Origin of the sequence: Chitinophaga sp. H8 (genome assembly GCF_040567655.1) — a bacterium.
Taxonomy (GTDB): Bacteria; Bacteroidota; Bacteroidia; order Chitinophagales; family Chitinophagaceae; genus Chitinophaga; species Chitinophaga defluvii.
Genome location: NZ_JBEXAC010000003.1, coordinates 505441 through 520746, shown reverse-complemented (window position 1 = coordinate 520746; position 15306 = coordinate 505441). Strand labels below are relative to the sequence as shown.

Sequence of the window (15306 nt, the reverse complement as noted above, 5' to 3'; positions counted from 1 at the left end):
GTGGGAGTTACTGGATTCGAACCAGTGACCCTCTGCTTGTAAGGCAGATGCTCTGAACCAGCTGAGCTAAACTCCCATTGTTTTTATTTCTTCCGGTCAAACCTTTCGTCTGACGGGATTGCAAAGGTATAAACTATTTTTATTTCACCAAATTTTTTTTCAACGCTTTATTAAATTCAGTCGTATTCCTGTGCCGGAAGCCTGTTCCGGCACAGGAATACGTTTATTGATCATTGCGTGGGTTCTTAAAGATACGCTTCACCGCCTTTCCTAATTTATTCAGATTAGCCAGTTGTTCCTGTATAGGCGCCAGCGTTAGATCCTCGGGTTGTAAACCGGATTCAATAAAATCAATGGCTGTTTGTTCGGGGTACAACAGAATCACATTATTTTCTCTGAAATGACGGCTTAACTTGGCAGGTATACTTTCCAGGTAAGCATTATACGACAAGGTGCTTCTACGGGCAGTCACCACTACCAGCAAATCATTACGTGTAATTTCGCGGGACAATACCAGGAAATCTTCCACATTTTCAAACGACTTAAAGGTGAGCTCCACGCTTACTTTTGATTGTTCTATAAAAGCACTCACCACCTCTTCTGTTTTCTCATTACAACAAACCAACAGCCTTGCGCCGGCCTGCTTAGCCAGCATGACCATCTTTTGGAGGTAATGAAAGAAGCCTATTTCATATTGTGTGTTCTTGGGCAGGATAAGGACCATCTTTTTGGTGGTGCTCAACGGATAATGGAAGTCACAAACGTATACGGTTTCCCATACACTTTGCAGTACGTTGTCCAGTGTGGTACCAAAAATAGACCCAAACAAACGGTCAGTAGTACTGGTTTTATCTGTCCACCCCAATACCACATCTGTGATCTGCAGTTCCTTGGCGGCGCGCGCAATGCCATCCGATACGTTCAGGTCTACCCGTGTCACCACCTGCACCTTGCTTTCTGTTGCCGCAGCATGGATCACTGCCGCTTCCATCATCTTATTGGTCAGGTGTACCTTTTCTTTAGCTTCATCATCATCCTGTACCACTGCCAGCGGGTAAATTGGTGTTTCCGTGTGCACATCCTTGATCATCACCGCAAAATCAAGTAACCATTCCAAACGGTTGGGATTGGAGATCGGCACCAGGATCCTTTCCGCTACATCCGGTAATTCGGGCTTACGGGAAGTTTCTTCAATGGCCAGCTTACGGCCTGCATTCTCTGTTACAAAAGAGCCCACCATACAAGTGATCAGGATCAGCACCACAGTACCATTCAATACATGCTCATCCACCAGTCCCATATTATATCCAATGAGGATCACCGCAATAGTAGCAGCGGCATGTGCGCTGCTTAGCCCGAAGATCACATTACGCTGGGTTGGGGTGTATTTGAATGACAGCTGGGTAAAAAAGGCAGCCAGCCATTTGCTGAACAAGGCCATTGCAGTCAAAGAACCCGCAATAATCAAAGCTTCCGGCCCTTTTAGCAATACCCGCAGGTCTACCAGCATCCCTACACTGATCAGGAAAAAAGGTATAAACAAGGCATTACCGGTAAATTCAATCCGGTTCATCAAGGGAGAAGTATGCGGGATCAGCTGGTTCAATGCCAGCCCGGCCAGGAAGGCCCCGATAATTCCTTCTACTCCTGCCAGCTCTGCCAGGAAGGCTGCTGAGAAAACCAGTGCCATCACAAAAACGAAATGTGATGTTTTATCATCCTTGATCTTCTTAAAAAACCAGCGGCCCAGCATAGGCATCAACCAAAGGATGATCACGGCAAATACCGTCAGGGAAACACCCAGCCTTACCCAAAAGGTAGTATCAAGATGGCCGGTGGTAGCCCCGGTAATCACTGCCAGGATCAGTAACACGGCGGTATCTGTTATAATGGTACCGCCAACGGCTACCGTAACCGCTTCATTTTTAGTAATCCCTAACCGGCTGGCCAGCGGATAAGCGACCAGTGTATGTGTGGCAAACATGCTGGAAATCAGCAAAGTAGCCATAAAATTAAAATGAAGGAGGTAGGTACACACAAAATACCCGAGGATCAGGGGGATAAAAAAGGTAAAAGCGCCAAATACCAGGCTGCGGTGCTTGTTTTTCCGGAACTCCGTCATATCCAGCTCCAAACCAGCCAGAAACATGATATACAGCAACCCTGCCTTTCCAAACAGGTCTATACTTCCCTTACTAATGATTTCAAATCCATGCTCTCCAATGGCCATACCTGCCAGTATCAGCCCTATAATACTGGGAATGCGGAACTTACGCAAAATAATAGGTGCCAGCAGTATGATAAACAGCACCAGTGAAAAAATAGGAATAGGGTCTTTTAATGGCAAACTCACATCTAATAATAAAACCGAGCCATTCAATGCGTTCATCATAACAATATTTTTACTTCAAATCCGACGATCCTCCTCCTGCTCACCAAACATCTTTACCACTGCAACTTACAAATTTTCATCTTTTATCAGATGAAGCATAAATTAAAGTGAAACCATGAATCTTAGATAAATTAACGAATAAACATCTTAATTTTGCATAAAGTTTGTTTCAAAAAATGAGCCAGCATACACAAACAGGAGTATTTACAAAAGAATGGGAGGATGTTCTCACCGCTGAAGATGAGCAGTTTCCGTTCAGTCTTATTGTGTGGAATGATGAGGTGAATACTTTTGAATGGGTGATTGCCTCTCTTATAGAAGTATGTGGCCATACCAATGAACAGGCAGAACAATGCGCCATGATCATCCACTACAATGGCAAATATGCGGTAAAACAGGGTGAATTTATCAAATTACGCCCTTTATGCGATGCCCTGCTCGACAGGGGCCTCAGTGCCACTATTGAAGAAGCCGTGCAAAGCTGATCAGAAACGGCATTATTGCCATTACCACTACCACCTGGCACATTTATAACCTCACCTGCATGTCTGTATTCTCTCTTACCCGGGAACTCGTATTCCCTCCTGCTTATCTGGCCGATCCGGATGGCTTACTGGCGGTAGGCGGAGATCTTTCTGTAGACAGGCTCCTGCTGGCATATCGCTCCGGTATATTTCCCTGGTTTAATGAAGATCCTATCCTTTGGTGGAGCCCCGACCCCCGTTTTGTATTATTCCCCCAGGAGCTAAAAGTATCTGCCAGTATGAAACAGGTACTGAAAAAACAGGTTTTCAACATCACTGTCAACCAGGACTTTAAAGGGGTTATCAGTCATTGCAGCACCATTCCCCGCGCCCATCAGGATGGTACCTGGATCACAGCCCAAATGCAGGAAGCTTATCTCCGGCTCCATCAGGCAGGTTATGCTACTTCGGTAGAGTGCTGGCAGGATAATGAACTGGTAGGTGGCTTTTACGGGATCAGGATAGGCCATTGCTTTTTTGGAGAATCCATGTTTTCCAAAGTCAGCAATGCCTCCAAAGCTGCCTTTATCACCTTTGTCCATACCTGCATACAGGAAAAAATAGCAGTGATAGACTGCCAGGTACATACCCCTCACCTGGCTTCCCTGGGTGCCCGTTTTATTACCAGAGAAGACTTTTTAAACCTGCTCCGCCAGCATCTTTAAATGCACTTTCCAGTTAGGAACTAAGGCTTTATACCTTCGCGAAAATTCAGTAACTTCTGTTCCCATTCCCCAATTATCCACCGATCTAAAATTTAACACGATGAAAAAAGTAGGTATGCTGTTATTCACAGCCATCATGTTGTCGGCATTTTCCATCCTCCCCAGCCGCACCAGTATCCATATTGATGAAAGGGAGTTTTTAGTAAATCAGTTTCAGCAAACCAGGGACCAGCTGCTGAAAAGCCTGGAAGGGCTTACAGATGCCCAGCTAAAATTCAAACCTGCCCAGGACCGCTGGTCCATTAATGAATGCCTGGAACATATCATCCTGGCCGAAAAAGGGATGTATGACATGGAACAAAAACTGGTAAAGGAAGCACCCAATCCGGAAAAAAGAAAGGAGATCACCGCTACCGATGAAGATATTATCAAAAGAATGAATGACCGCAGCCATAAAGCCAAAGCGCCGGAGTTTGCCATTCCCAAGGGTACTTATGCTACTACAGCAGAAGAGATCCAGGCTTTTACTGACCAACGGAACCGGATCATCGAAGAGATTAAAGTTACACAGGACGATCTGCGCAATCATGTGCTGATCACTCCTAATATGCCTCCTGTGGATGCCTATCAGTTTTTACTGATGATGGCTAATCACAGTGCCAGGCATACACAGCAAATAGAAGAAATCAAAACTGATCCGGCTTATCCTAAAGATGCATTGCAATAAAAAAATGCAGGCACAGTCCACGTACAACAATTCATGAAACCCCTTATAAAAAAGCCCGTAAAGTCCTTATAAACTTTACGGGCTTTGTATTGTTGAAACAATAGTACTACTTTTTCTTCTCTGCCTTTTTCTTCACAAAGGCTCCTTCAAAGAAACATTTTACACTCCGGAAAGCGCCACATCCTCCTATTTCCTGGATGCTTACCCTGGATCCGGAAAACTGGAAAGCAATCCCGCAGGAAGATTCCTTATCCTTATACTCACCTCTATTAGCACTGGTATAATGTCCGATCCCACTTAATTCTCCTCTGCAACTGCCATTAGCCTTGTAAAAGGTGATAAAGAACTGAAAGGTCTTAGGTTCTACCCCATCCCGGATAGCAACAAGATTCATATCTCCGGCCATATAATCACCGGAAAGCTTATGCTTGCGTGGCAATGTATCGATAGGATTGAATAGCTGCCCGGATATGGCGGGCTCATTGGAATTGGTCATGATCAGGGCTGTCGAACCATCCGCATTGGTGGTATAAAAATCTTCCTTCAAAGCAGTACGGGAAGCATTTAATTTTTTCTCCGTACTTATTTTCACGACATATTTTCTGTCCAGTGAAAAAGAAACCGTTTCCGCTCCGGTACCTCCTACTTTGCCTACCAGCATCTGATTCAGGTATTTACCTTTTTTATCCGTAAAACATAGATAAGCATTCGCGGTATTCCCTCCCTTTACTTTTACCAGAAAATAGCGCATGTCTGCCCCCTGGAGTTGTTGTAACGGATAATATTTCAGCGGGGTAGCTTTAGGAAAATCCCCTTTGGTCAGGGTATCCGTTAAAAACTGCTGGATCACTTTTTTATCCAGGCTAAGCGAATCGGGGATGTTGGCCTGTAGTGTTTCCGGCGTGAGCTTATAAGGCAAAGGGGCCTCTTTAAAAAATGCCTGAAAATCTTCAAAGGTGAGCGGCGCGTCGGCATTACCGTTGCCTTTCTCTTTAGACTTGCAAGCTGATAAAAGACCAATGGTCAGAAGAATAATCAAAAACCGATTCATTACACAAAAGATTCAGGGCGAAAAGTTATATATAATTTTTATATGAAGACGCTTTTTATCAAAAAACATACCGGATGCCATAAATGTTTTGAGAATTTCTTTAGATTTAACGTTTATGAGCCACCCGCATCAGCCGCATACCTCACTCAGCGAAGTTCATCAAAGTGTAGATACCACCAGCAGGTCGCGCTGGAAAAAATTACTGGCGTTTTTCGGCCCTGCTTACCTGGTGAGTGTAGGATATATGGATCCGGGCAACTGGGCTACGGACCTGGCCGGCGGCAGCCAGTTTGGTTATAAGCTCCTGTGGGTATTGCTCATGAGCAACCTGATGGCTTTACTGCTGCAAAGCCTGAGCGCCCGGCTGGGTATCGTACGCGGACGGGATCTGGCACAGGCCAACCGGGAAACATATCCCGCTCCGGTCAATTTCATCCTGTATATCCTCGCAGAAATTGCCATCGCAGCTACCGACCTGGCGGAAGTGCTGGGTATGGCCATCGGTATACAACTGCTTACCGGCCTCCCCCTGATATGGGGGGTGAGTATCACCGTGTTCGACACCTTTATTCTGCTGGTCCTCCAACGCTATGGTATCCGTAAAATGGAGGCTTTCATCATTAGCCTGGTGGCTATTGTTGGCCTCTCCTTCCTCAGCGAACTGGTATTAGCCAAACCCGATATGGGCGAAGTAGTCAAAGGCTTTATCCCCTCCATCCCCAATGACACCGCCTTATATATCGCTATTGGCATTATTGGGGCTACGGTAATGCCACACAACCTTTACCTGCATTCCGCACTGGTACAAACCCGCAAAATCCAGCGGGATGAAAAGGGCATCAAACAAGCGTTGAAACTTAATTTCATTGATAGTACCATTGCCCTGAACCTGGCCTTCCTGGTAAATGCGGCCATCCTGATCCTGGCAGCTACCGTGTTCTTTAAATCCGGTAATACCCATATTGCCGAAATCCAGGATGCGCACCAGCTGCTGGAAAAATTACTGGGCAGCAAGTTAGCGCCCATTCTTTTTGCGGTGGCACTGATCGCAGCGGGACAAAGCTCCACCGTAACCGGTACGCTTGCCGGACAAATTGTAATGGAAGGTTATCTGCGCCTGCGGATCAATCCCTGGCTAAGACGCCTGATTACCCGCCTGCTGGCGATTATTCCTGCATTACTGACCATATTGATTGCCGGTGATGAAAAAGTAGGTGAACTGCTGGTATTCAGCCAGGTGCTGCTGAGCATGCAACTGGGCTTTGCCGTAATCCCCCTCATTCATTTTGTAAGTGATAAAAAAACGATGGGTGACTATGCTATCAAACCGATCGTAAAAGTAATGAGCTGGATAGTGACAACCGTGCTGGTATACCTAAATTTGCGTATGGTATATGCTGAAGTGGCTACCTACATCACCCAATCAGGCAACCTGTGGGTAGGTGCCCTGCTGATTGCAGGGGGCCTCGGCTTTGTTATACTCCTGCTCATTACCATTGTTTATCCGCTACTCAGCCGTTATCAGCAAAAAGCTTCTGCGGCCATCCACCCTTCACAGGTGTCACTGGGTACCATGGAAGCGCCGGTTTATTATCGTATTGCCATGGCGCTGGACTTCAGCAAGCAGGATGAAAATATCATTGCCAACGCGATTGCACATGGTAATGAACAAACAGAATACCTGCTGATCCATATTGTGGAAAGTGCGTCTGCCCGGTACTTCGGCGCAGCTTCTGATGACCTGGAAACACGTAAAGACCAGGAGCAGCTGGATACTTACATCACATTACTGGCGGGTAAAAACATCCGGGCTAAAGGGGTACTGGGCTATAAACACCGGGCTAAAGAAATTGTCCGTATCGTAAAAGCAGAAAAAGCAGATTTCCTGGTACTGGGCGGACACGGCCATACCGGTATCAAAGACTGGATCTATGGTGAAACTGCCAACCAGGTAAGACACCATGTAAAAGTACCCGTACTGGTGGTACAATAACAAACAGGCACCCAACGTATGAAACACTGTTTTAACATAGGCAGCACCCGACAATTTACCCGGATCGTAAAACCCGAAGACTGTGCCACTTTTGAAAGCGGGCAGGTACATCCTGTATATGCTACCTTTGCCCTGGCCAGGGATGCCGAATGGTGCTGCCGGCTATTTGTACTGGAAATGAAAGACGTGGATGAAGAAGGGATAGGCACCATGATCACCGTCACCCACCTGTTGCCTGCCATCGTGGGTGCAAGCGTGCACTTTACAGCTACCATTACAGGTCTTCAAAAGAATGAAATCATTTGTAACTACGAAGCAAGGGTAGGAAACCGGATAATCGCCCGGGGACAACAAGGACAAAAAATATTGAAAAAAGCACGGCTGCAGCAACTATTCGATCATCCAGCAGAATAACTATACTACATCATAACCCCAACGCACTTTTCAACCTCGGATAACCTGTTTTACTCACCAGTATTTTAGCGCCGCAACGTAAAATAGCCAGGTGGTTTTCCTTTTCATACGGGTCAATACGTGTTACCTGGTTAATGTTCAGGATGTAAGAACGGTGTACCCTGGTAAACTGTTGCGGGTCCAGTGTTTGCTCAAAAAATGACATGGTCTTGTTTTTCAGGAAAGTACCTTCCTGCGTAACAATCTTCACATAATCATCTGCTGCTTCCAGGTAGTGAATATCCTGCACCGGGATGATCTTTATCTTACCATTTATTTTTACCACCACCCGGTTGCGTTGTACAGGTGAGGAGGCGGCTGTTTCCAGCAAAGGGGATGTTTCTGGCAAGGTAGCCGCACTACGCCGTTCCATCCATTTTTGTACCGCCTTATCAAACCGGTCTTTTGAAAAAGGTTTTAATAAATAATCTACCGCATTTACTTCAAATGCGCGGATAGCATGCTCTTCGAAAGCAGTAGTAAAAATGACGGCAGGCATTTCTTCTACCAGCTCCAGCATTTCAAACCCGTTGATCTTGGGCATTTGTATGTCCAGAAATATAATATCAGGCTGATGCTGCTGAATGGCTTTCAATCCTTCAAATCCATCATTACATTCCGTGACCAGCTGAATCCCTTCATGCCCCTGCAGGTACTCTTTCACAACTTCCCTGGCCAGTGGTTCGTCATCAATTATGATTGCTTTTATCATTTGTTTGCGGTACTTTAATTAGCGTGGTATAAATATTCCCCGAAATGGTTGTTTCCAGCAGGTCCTGCCGGCCAAATAACAAGTATAATCTCCGTGAAATAGAAGTTAATCCAAACCCTGTTCCTTTATTAGGCTGTTGCAAAGCTACATCAAATGGATTCTGTACTTCTATATAAAGCATATCCTCTTTTGTCCAGGCTTTTATGCTGATGGTAATCGCCTCTGTAGTATCATACAATCCGTATTTGATTGCATTTTCCACCACCGGCTGCAACAGCATGGGCGGAATAAACAGCTGCCTGGCATCTTCCCCCGAAACAACGTTGGTGGATAAGCGGTGTCCAAAACGAACTTTCTCAATATCCAGATACCATTCCAGGTATTGCAGTTCTTCCGGTAAAGAGATCCATTGCTCATCCTCCCGCTTTAAGGAACCCCGCAGAAAATCAGACAACTTCAGTACCATTTCACGGGCCTGTTGCGGACGTAGAGTGATCAGGGCATTGATAGAATTTAAACTGTTAAACAAAAAATGCGGTTGCAGTTGCTGACGCAGCTTATACAATTCGGCTTCCTTCGACATTTTCTCTGCCGTATCTTTTCTTTCCAGCTCCTCCCGTTGGGCGGCTATATCATACCACAGCAGGCACCTCATCCCTACCCCTGTCAAAAACAATCCACCGATGATCATCCGCACCGGTAGTGCGCTGTTCAGCCAGCTGTCATAATTATGATCCTCCGGAAATACCGGGGCACTTATATTGGAAGCTGCGCAAGCCCAGGCAATCGACAAGCTGACACTCAGCATCAGCACATATAGATACTTCCATTCCGGCGGCCGGTAATATTTCAGATTATAAATGATCGCCACAGTGGCTACTACTAATAAAAAAGTATGTATAGCCGCATCTGTCAACGATAGCTCCACGGAAAAATCAAACCCATAATACAGCAATGCTGCGTTGATAAGCAGCACAATGCTGAATGTGTAGAAGAACATCCAGCGTATGGGTAGATCTGAAAATGGTTGCCTGGCCAATACCGGTTAATTTTTAATAATTATGCGCTGAGCTCAACACTCTTTTGTTCCTGTAACTCTGCAGACTTCATCTGCAACCAGGCCAGATAAGAACTGGCATTGTTGGGCTCCTCAATACGGGAGTACAATTCCATCCCATCCGTAAGCTGGTCCAGTGTATATACTTCCGGCACATTGATAAACTTCCACTCCACCAGCTCCTGCTTCTGATTCCTGAAAGCATATTGCTCCTGTACCCCTATTTCCTTTGCTTTGCGTAGTGCTTCCTGTTTATTGATAGCACTGATCAAACGTAACTGCTCGTCGAACTGTGGCATGTGATTACCATTTCCGCAAATAATCTGGTAAACTACTTTCGCAACAAACCAATGCATATAATATAGATTTAAAAAGTTGGATGAAATAATGATATGGTTAAAATTAGACCCGGGAATGATTAAGCATAACTTTTGATCTCAATCCCGCCAAATACGCAGGTACCTTTCAATACCAGTATCTTCTCCGGAGAAGAGTTGGCTTTCATCAGCTCCAGTGGCCGGTTGTCTTCCACTCCGCCAAAGATGGGACTGATATCTACGCGTACTGTCCAATTGGAAGGCACTACAATTTCTGTTCCTCCAAATACAGCCTGTACATCTATCTCCACGGTACCATTAAAATCGGCCTGCATCAGGTTGATATCCGATCCTCCGAAAACAGCGGTGATCTTGCCGCCTTTAAAATTCTTGGAAAGAATGATCTTGCTTTCTCCACTGAATACCACTATAGAATTCACAGTATCCTCATTGCTGGTCCCCTCTTGCACCTTGAACTTATGTCCCTGCCCCTTGTATTCACAGCTCTTTTTAAACAACATAAATATACCCAGTGCTATCAGTAATGCCGGCCACACAAACTGGGAGGAATTAAAAGGAAGCGTTGCAAAATCCCGTACCATAAAAATGGCGCCTACTATAATCATAATCACCCAGCCTCCACCGCGGAACTTATGCTTCGCACCTACCAATACACCTATGATGATCAGCAGCATTTGCCAGGACTTTGCCCAGGCAGGGATAGCAAGATTCATGCGGCCCAGCAACAGGAACACACCTACCACAATCAGTACAATGCCTCCCCAGTTACCATTCCTTTTGCGCTTAAAGTCCTTTTTATCTATGTTTTCCATGTTTTTTAATTTATGAATACAAATCTAGTGCTGCCACACCGCTCCTTCAAGCCCATTTAGGCTAAAAATCAATTACTTCCGGTAAATGGCAGGAAAATACCGGTGAAAATAGCGGCCATCTATTGTTCACCGGTGGTAACTGCGGTAAATATGGTAAAGTCAGGGGTAACTGTCCGGGACAAACAAAAGCGCCGCATCCGCTGGAGCGATGCCAAAAGGTTATTATTAAAATACATCAGACCTCTACAGTAACCAGGGATTCATTACCTGCCAGGCGCACCAGTATTTCTTTTAATTGCTGTACCATAGGATCGGGACCGCAGATATAAAACTGCTGGTCAAAGCGGTCCACTTTTTCACGCAGGTAACTTTCATCTATCACCCGGTGATCATATCCAGGTACTGCTTCCTTAGTAAGGGTATTAATAAAATCAGTACCGAGCATCCCCCGGAATTCCGCTTCCAGGATAATATCAGCTTTGGTTTTATTGGAAAACAGCAATTTGTTACCAGCCAGATTGCCATCCTTTTGCAGCTGCCGGAAGATGGCGATGAACGGCGTTACACCAGCTCCTCCCGCTATAAAAACACCTGGTCCTTTATAATGAATGGCCCCCCATACATCATGCAACATAATCTCATCGCCTGCCTGCAATTGCCCCAGCGCGTGTGTAACACTGTTATGTTCATCATAAATTTTGATGGTAAACTCCAGGTGATCCCAGTCATTCAGCCCGGTAAAAGTGAAAGGACGGCGTTCTTCTTCCCATCCCTTTTTAACAAGCGATACTTCTGTGGCCTGCCCCGGCGTGAAGGTATAACCTGCCGGCTTTTCTACTTTAAATCGTCTTACGTCATGCGTAACCTTTTCTACGGATAGGATTTTTACGATATGGTACTCCATGGTTTAGGTTTTTCTAGCCGCTGAATTTACGCATAATCTGTTGAAAAGGGAAATAGTTGCAGTATTAAATGAGCGCATTCACCACTTATTGCTTCCCTAATGCTTTTTTCAGCAGAGGCAACAGTGCTTTGGCCCATATAGTATATGCCTTACCGGAAGGATGTAACCCATCCTCCGCTATCAGGGAAGTATCCGTAGCCGCTTTGCGGGAACCAGGGGTAATATCGAGGTAAGCCGCTCCCATGCTGGCAGTAATGGCTTTGTTAGCCACATTATAAGCATCAATTTCCGCAGCAATCTGCTGCCGGTTGCGCCCGCTGGCATAAGGGGTTACGCCCCAGTCAGGTATGGATATCACCACCACCCTTTCCGCATGACCGCCGGCAAATCCGATGGCCTGTTGCAGCAAGGCGGTAAATAATGGCCGGTATTCCGCTACCGGCCGTCCACGGTACTGGTCATTCACCCCTATCAGTAAGGTGACCACATCGTAGCTACCCTGGATATTAGCCGTTGTGATACCTGCCTGCAGCTCGTCTGTGGTCCACCCGGTAGTAGCTACAATGCGCGGCGCTGCTATCCGGATATGGGCTGCCCGCAGCAATTGTACCGCCTGTTCCGGAAAACGAGCCGTTTCAGGTACACTTTCCCCTATTGTATAACTATCCCCGAGCGCCAGATAAGTATAATCATCATATGCAGTATCTGTAGTAATAACAGGACCTGTAACCATAGCTGTAGCTTTCTTTTTGCAACCTGATATCAGTATACAGCAAAATAACATTAATCTTAACATGGGCAAAAACAGTTCATGATAATACTTACAAATATGTCCTCACAGGAATTGTTAATTGTAGCCAGCTGTCCGTCAACTGAAAGTGAAATGCGTTAACTTTGCGCTCGGTAAAATATTTACGTAACGCATAAAGAAACTGTTTTATGCCGGCAGAAAGCATCTTAATGATTGATGGCCAGTTGAAGGTCCCGAATCACCCCATTATTCCATTTATAGAAGGCGATGGCATAGGCCCGGACATCTGGCGCGCCAGTGTACGTGTTTTTGACGCTGCAGTGGAAAAAGCCTATGGGCAGGAAAGAAAAATAGCATGGAAAGAAGTGCTGGCAGGTGAAAAAGCCTTTAAAGAAACCGGCGAATGGCTGCCCAAACCCACCCTCGACGCTTTAAAGCAATACCTGGTATCCATTAAAGGTCCTTTATCAACACCGGTAGGTGGTGGTATTCGCTCCCTGAACGTAGCTATGCGTCAGGAACTGGACCTCTACGCCTGTGTAAGACCGGTACGCTGGTTTAATAAAGTACCTTCCCCGGTAAAACACCCGGAAAAAGTAGACATGGTTATTTTCCGTGAAAACACAGAAGATATCTATGCGGGTATAGAATACATGTACGGTACTCCCGAGGCTAAAAAGCTCCTTGATTTCCTTCAGCATGAAATGGGGGTTACCAAAATACGTTTCCCGGAAACTTCTTCCCTCGGTATCAAACCCGTATCTAAAGAAGGCTCTGAAAGACTGATCCGTGCAGCTATCTTATATGCACTGGAACACAAACGTCCTTCTGTAAGCCTGGTGCACAAAGGGAATATCATGAAATTCACGGAAGGCGGCTTTAAGAACTGGGGATATGAACTGGCTGCCAGGGAATTTGGCGATCAGGTATATACCTGGGAACAGTGGGAAAAAACCAAGAAAGAACAGGGAGAAGAAGCAGCTAACCAGGAGATGAAGATTGCCCTGGCGCATAACAAGCTCCTCATCAAGGATGTGATTGCAGACAACTTCCTGCAGCAGATCCTTCTGGCTCCGCAGGAATATTCCGTGGTAGCTACCCTGAACCTTAATGGTGACTATATTTCCGATGCACTGGCGGCAGCGGTAGGCGGTATCGGTATTGCACCTGGTGCAAATATCAACTACATGACCGGACACGCAGTATTTGAGGCTACGCATGGTACTGCTCCCCGCTTTGCCAATACCAATACCATGAACCCTTCTTCCGTAATTCTGAGCGGGGTAATGATGCTGGAATACATGGGCTGGAAAGAAGCTGCCAATATCATTGTACATGGGCTTAGCACCGCTATTATGCGCAAAAGGGTTACCATCGACTTCTACAACCTGATGGACGATGCCACCCTGGTTAAAACCAGTGAGTTTGCCGATGAGGTGATCAAACAAATGCAACACTAGTAAATTTTTAAAAATATATCATGGATTCCAAACACCAGGTTCTGCCGATCAGAAAAGGGGTTTGGAATTCGTGTTTTAAGGAATTAACAGTCTGAATTTGTGTTTTAAATACACTATTCGTATATTTCGAGATTATTTCCCCCTAAGGGATATTTGCTTGAATAGTTGTTGTGATTCAAAATTAAAATTTTAAAACACCTGAAATGGCTGAAAAAATCAAAGTCGTTAATCCGGTTGTAGAACTGGATGGAGATGAGATGACACGGATCATCTGGAAATTCATAAAGGACAAACTGATACTTCCTTACCTGGACGTAGATATTAAATATTTTGACCTGGGTGTAGAACACCGTGATGCAACCAATGATCAGGTAACCATTGATGCTGCTAATGCCATTAAACAATACGGCGTAGGTATCAAATGTGCAACGATCACTCCGGACGAAGAACGCGTAAAAGAGTTTAGCTTAAAACAAATGTGGAAATCACCCAATGGTACTATCCGTAACATCCTGGATGGTACTGTTTTCCGTGAGCCTATTGTAATGAAAAATGTACCTCGTCTGGTACCCAACTGGACTGCTCCTATCTGTATAGGCCGTCATGCATTTGGTGACCAATACCGTGCTACCGATTTCGTGACCAAAGGAAAAGGTAAACTCACCATTAAGTTTGAAGGCGAAAACGGAGAAGTAATCGAACATGAAGTATATAACTTCAAAGGCGACGGCGTAGCCCTGGCGATGTACAACACAGACGAATCTATCAAAGGATTTGCCCGTGCGTGCTTTAATCAGGCCCTGATGAAAAAATGGCCTTTATACCTGAGTACCAAAAACACCATCCTGAAAAAATACGATGGCCGTTTTAAAGATATTTTTGAAGAAATCTACCAACAGGAGTTTAAAGCTGAGTTTGAGAAAAACGGCTTAACCTACGAGCACCGTCTTATTGATGACATGGTGGCGAGCGCCCTGAAATGGAATGGTAACTTTGTATGGGCTTGTAAGAACTACGATGGCGATGTACAATCTGATACCGTAGCGCAAGGTTTTGGCTCCCTGGGCTTGATGACCTCTACCCTGATCACACCAGATGGTAAAACCATGGAAGCAGAAGCGGCACATGGTACCGTTACCCGTCACTACCGTGATCACCAGGCTGGTAAACCTACTTCTACCAATCCTATCGCTTCCATCTTTGCATGGACCCGCGGTCTGGAATTCCGTGGAAAGCTGGATAACAACCAGGCCCTGATCAACTTCTGCCATGCACTGGAACAGGTTTGTATCGAAACAGTGGAAAGTGGTAAAATGACCAAGGATCTGGCCGTTTGTATCCATGGCAACAAGGTAACACACGGTAAAGATTACCTGTATACCGAAGAATTCCTGCAGGAACTGGACAGCGCGCTGAAAGCAAAACTGCAATAATAAGTACTATTGTTTTTAAGATAAAAAGGTGGTC

General features: G+C 45.4%; 15 protein-coding genes and 1 tRNA gene. 7 read left to right on the top strand and 9 right to left on the bottom strand.

What is annotated here, in order from left to right; genetic code table 11:
• Position 1 precedes the first annotated feature (1 nt).
• Both ABR189_RS28925 and ABR189_RS28920 read right to left on the bottom strand, forming a co-directional pair.
• Positions 2 to 76 (bottom strand) — tRNA-Val (locus tag ABR189_RS28925).
• Between the two features lie 147 nt (positions 77 to 223).
• Positions 224 to 2392, bottom strand: a complete 2169-nt coding sequence (locus ABR189_RS28920) for a cation:proton antiporter (protein ID WP_354664009.1) — start codon at positions 2390 to 2392, stop codon at positions 224 to 226.
• A gap of 176 nt (positions 2393 to 2568) precedes the next feature.
• Between ABR189_RS28920 and ABR189_RS28915 the strand changes: the two genes are divergently transcribed.
• The 3 genes from ABR189_RS28915 (at position 2569) to ABR189_RS28905 (ending at position 4308) form a co-directional block, all read left to right on the top strand.
• On the top strand, positions 2569 to 2877 hold the full coding sequence (locus tag ABR189_RS28915) for an ATP-dependent Clp protease adaptor ClpS (protein WP_354664008.1): 309 nt from the start codon (positions 2569 to 2571) through the stop codon (positions 2875 to 2877).
• 59 nt (positions 2878 to 2936) lie between these two features.
• Positions 2937 to 3581, top strand: coding sequence for a leucyl/phenylalanyl-tRNA--protein transferase (aat, locus tag ABR189_RS28910; RefSeq protein ID WP_354664007.1), 645 nt, complete (start codon positions 2937 to 2939; stop codon positions 3579 to 3581).
• A gap of 100 nt (positions 3582 to 3681) precedes the next feature.
• On the top strand, positions 3682 to 4308 hold the full coding sequence (locus ABR189_RS28905; protein WP_354664006.1) for a DinB family protein: 627 nt from the start codon (positions 3682 to 3684) through the stop codon (positions 4306 to 4308).
• Between the two features lie 106 nt (positions 4309 to 4414).
• Here the strand turns inward: ABR189_RS28905 and ABR189_RS28900 are convergent, their stop codons facing one another.
• A complete protein-coding gene (locus ABR189_RS28900; RefSeq protein ID WP_354664005.1) occupies positions 4415 to 5359 on the bottom strand; it encodes a hypothetical protein in 945 nt (314 codons plus the stop codon).
• 115 nt (positions 5360 to 5474) lie between these two features.
• Between ABR189_RS28900 and ABR189_RS28895 the strand changes: the two genes are divergently transcribed.
• Both ABR189_RS28895 and ABR189_RS28890 read left to right on the top strand, forming a co-directional pair.
• On the top strand, positions 5475 to 7352 hold the full coding sequence (locus tag ABR189_RS28895; RefSeq protein WP_354664004.1) for an Nramp family divalent metal transporter: 1878 nt from the start codon (positions 5475 to 5477) through the stop codon (positions 7350 to 7352).
• 18 nt (positions 7353 to 7370) lie between these two features.
• Positions 7371 to 7766, top strand: coding sequence for a thioesterase family protein (locus ABR189_RS28890; protein ID WP_354664003.1), 396 nt, complete (start codon positions 7371 to 7373; stop codon positions 7764 to 7766).
• A gap of 10 nt (positions 7767 to 7776) precedes the next feature.
• Here the strand turns inward: ABR189_RS28890 and ABR189_RS28885 are convergent, their stop codons facing one another.
• The 6 genes from ABR189_RS28885 to ABR189_RS28860 form a co-directional block, all read right to left on the bottom strand.
• Positions 7777 to 8517: a LytR/AlgR family response regulator transcription factor gene (locus ABR189_RS28885; protein WP_354664002.1), complete on the bottom strand. Its 741-nt coding sequence runs from the start codon at positions 8515 to 8517 to the stop codon at positions 7777 to 7779.
• Positions 8495 to 9556: a sensor histidine kinase gene (locus ABR189_RS28880; RefSeq protein WP_354664001.1), complete on the bottom strand. Its 1062-nt coding sequence runs from the start codon at positions 9554 to 9556 to the stop codon at positions 8495 to 8497. Before ABR189_RS28880 ends, ABR189_RS28885 begins: the two co-directional genes overlap by 23 nt.
• A 20-nt stretch (positions 9557 to 9576) precedes the next feature.
• The gene (locus ABR189_RS28875) at positions 9577 to 9930 is read right to left on the bottom strand and encodes a DUF4288 domain-containing protein (RefSeq protein ID WP_354664000.1); all 354 of its coding nucleotides are present in this window, start codon (positions 9928 to 9930) and stop codon (positions 9577 to 9579) included.
• Positions 9931 to 9992: 62 nt separating this feature from the next.
• Entirely contained in the window at positions 9993 to 10724 is a 732-nt protein-coding gene (locus tag ABR189_RS28870) for a LiaF transmembrane domain-containing protein (protein WP_354663999.1), read from the bottom strand.
• Between the two features lie 235 nt (positions 10725 to 10959).
• On the bottom strand, positions 10960 to 11628 hold the full coding sequence (locus ABR189_RS28865; protein WP_354663998.1) for an FAD-binding oxidoreductase: 669 nt from the start codon (positions 11626 to 11628) through the stop codon (positions 10960 to 10962).
• 85 nt (positions 11629 to 11713) lie between these two features.
• Complete coding sequence (locus ABR189_RS28860) at positions 11714 to 12361, bottom strand: SGNH/GDSL hydrolase family protein (RefSeq protein ID WP_354663997.1); 648 nt, start codon at positions 12359 to 12361, stop codon at positions 11714 to 11716.
• Positions 12362 to 12567: 206 nt separating this feature from the next.
• Here ABR189_RS28860 and icd point away from each other — a divergent pair, with 206 nt between their 5' ends.
• Positions 12568 to 13839 (top strand): NADP-dependent isocitrate dehydrogenase, encoded by a 1272-nt coding sequence (icd, locus tag ABR189_RS28855; protein ID WP_354663996.1) that lies wholly within the window; start codon positions 12568 to 12570, stop codon positions 13837 to 13839.
• A 203-nt stretch (positions 13840 to 14042) separates the two neighbouring features.
• Entirely contained in the window at positions 14043 to 15272 is a 1230-nt protein-coding gene (locus ABR189_RS28850) for an NADP-dependent isocitrate dehydrogenase (RefSeq protein ID WP_354663995.1), read from the top strand.
• Positions 15273 to 15306: the final 34 nt, after the last annotated feature.

Excerpts from the sequence above, each read along its gene's own strand:
- ABR189_RS28920 (WP_354664009.1), bottom strand. The coding sequence starts at position 2,392 with ATGATGAACGCATTGAATGGCTCGGTTTTATTATTAGATGTGAGTTTG.
- ABR189_RS28915 (WP_354664008.1), top strand. The coding sequence starts at position 2,569 with ATGAGCCAGCATACACAAACAGGAGTATTTACAAAAGAATGGGAGGAT.
- aat (WP_354664007.1), top strand. The coding sequence starts at position 2,937 with ATGTCTGTATTCTCTCTTACCCGGGAACTCGTATTCCCTCCTGCTTAT.
- ABR189_RS28905 (WP_354664006.1), top strand. The coding sequence starts at position 3,682 with ATGAAAAAAGTAGGTATGCTGTTATTCACAGCCATCATGTTGTCGGCA.
- ABR189_RS28900 (WP_354664005.1), bottom strand. The coding sequence starts at position 5,359 with ATGAATCGGTTTTTGATTATTCTTCTGACCATTGGTCTTTTATCAGCT.
- ABR189_RS28895 (WP_354664004.1), top strand. The coding sequence starts at position 5,475 with ATGAGCCACCCGCATCAGCCGCATACCTCACTCAGCGAAGTTCATCAA.
- ABR189_RS28890 (WP_354664003.1), top strand. The coding sequence starts at position 7,371 with ATGAAACACTGTTTTAACATAGGCAGCACCCGACAATTTACCCGGATC.
- ABR189_RS28885 (WP_354664002.1), bottom strand. The coding sequence starts at position 8,517 with ATGATAAAAGCAATCATAATTGATGACGAACCACTGGCCAGGGAAGTT.
- ABR189_RS28875 (WP_354664000.1), bottom strand. The coding sequence starts at position 9,930 with ATGCATTGGTTTGTTGCGAAAGTAGTTTACCAGATTATTTGCGGAAAT.
- ABR189_RS28870 (WP_354663999.1), bottom strand. The coding sequence starts at position 10,724 with ATGGAAAACATAGATAAAAAGGACTTTAAGCGCAAAAGGAATGGTAAC.
- ABR189_RS28865 (WP_354663998.1), bottom strand. The coding sequence starts at position 11,628 with ATGGAGTACCATATCGTAAAAATCCTATCCGTAGAAAAGGTTACGCAT.
- ABR189_RS28860 (WP_354663997.1), bottom strand. The coding sequence starts at position 12,361 with ATGGTTACAGGTCCTGTTATTACTACAGATACTGCATATGATGATTAT.
- icd (WP_354663996.1), top strand. The coding sequence starts at position 12,568 with ATGCCGGCAGAAAGCATCTTAATGATTGATGGCCAGTTGAAGGTCCCG.
- ABR189_RS28850 (WP_354663995.1), top strand. The coding sequence starts at position 14,043 with ATGGCTGAAAAAATCAAAGTCGTTAATCCGGTTGTAGAACTGGATGGA.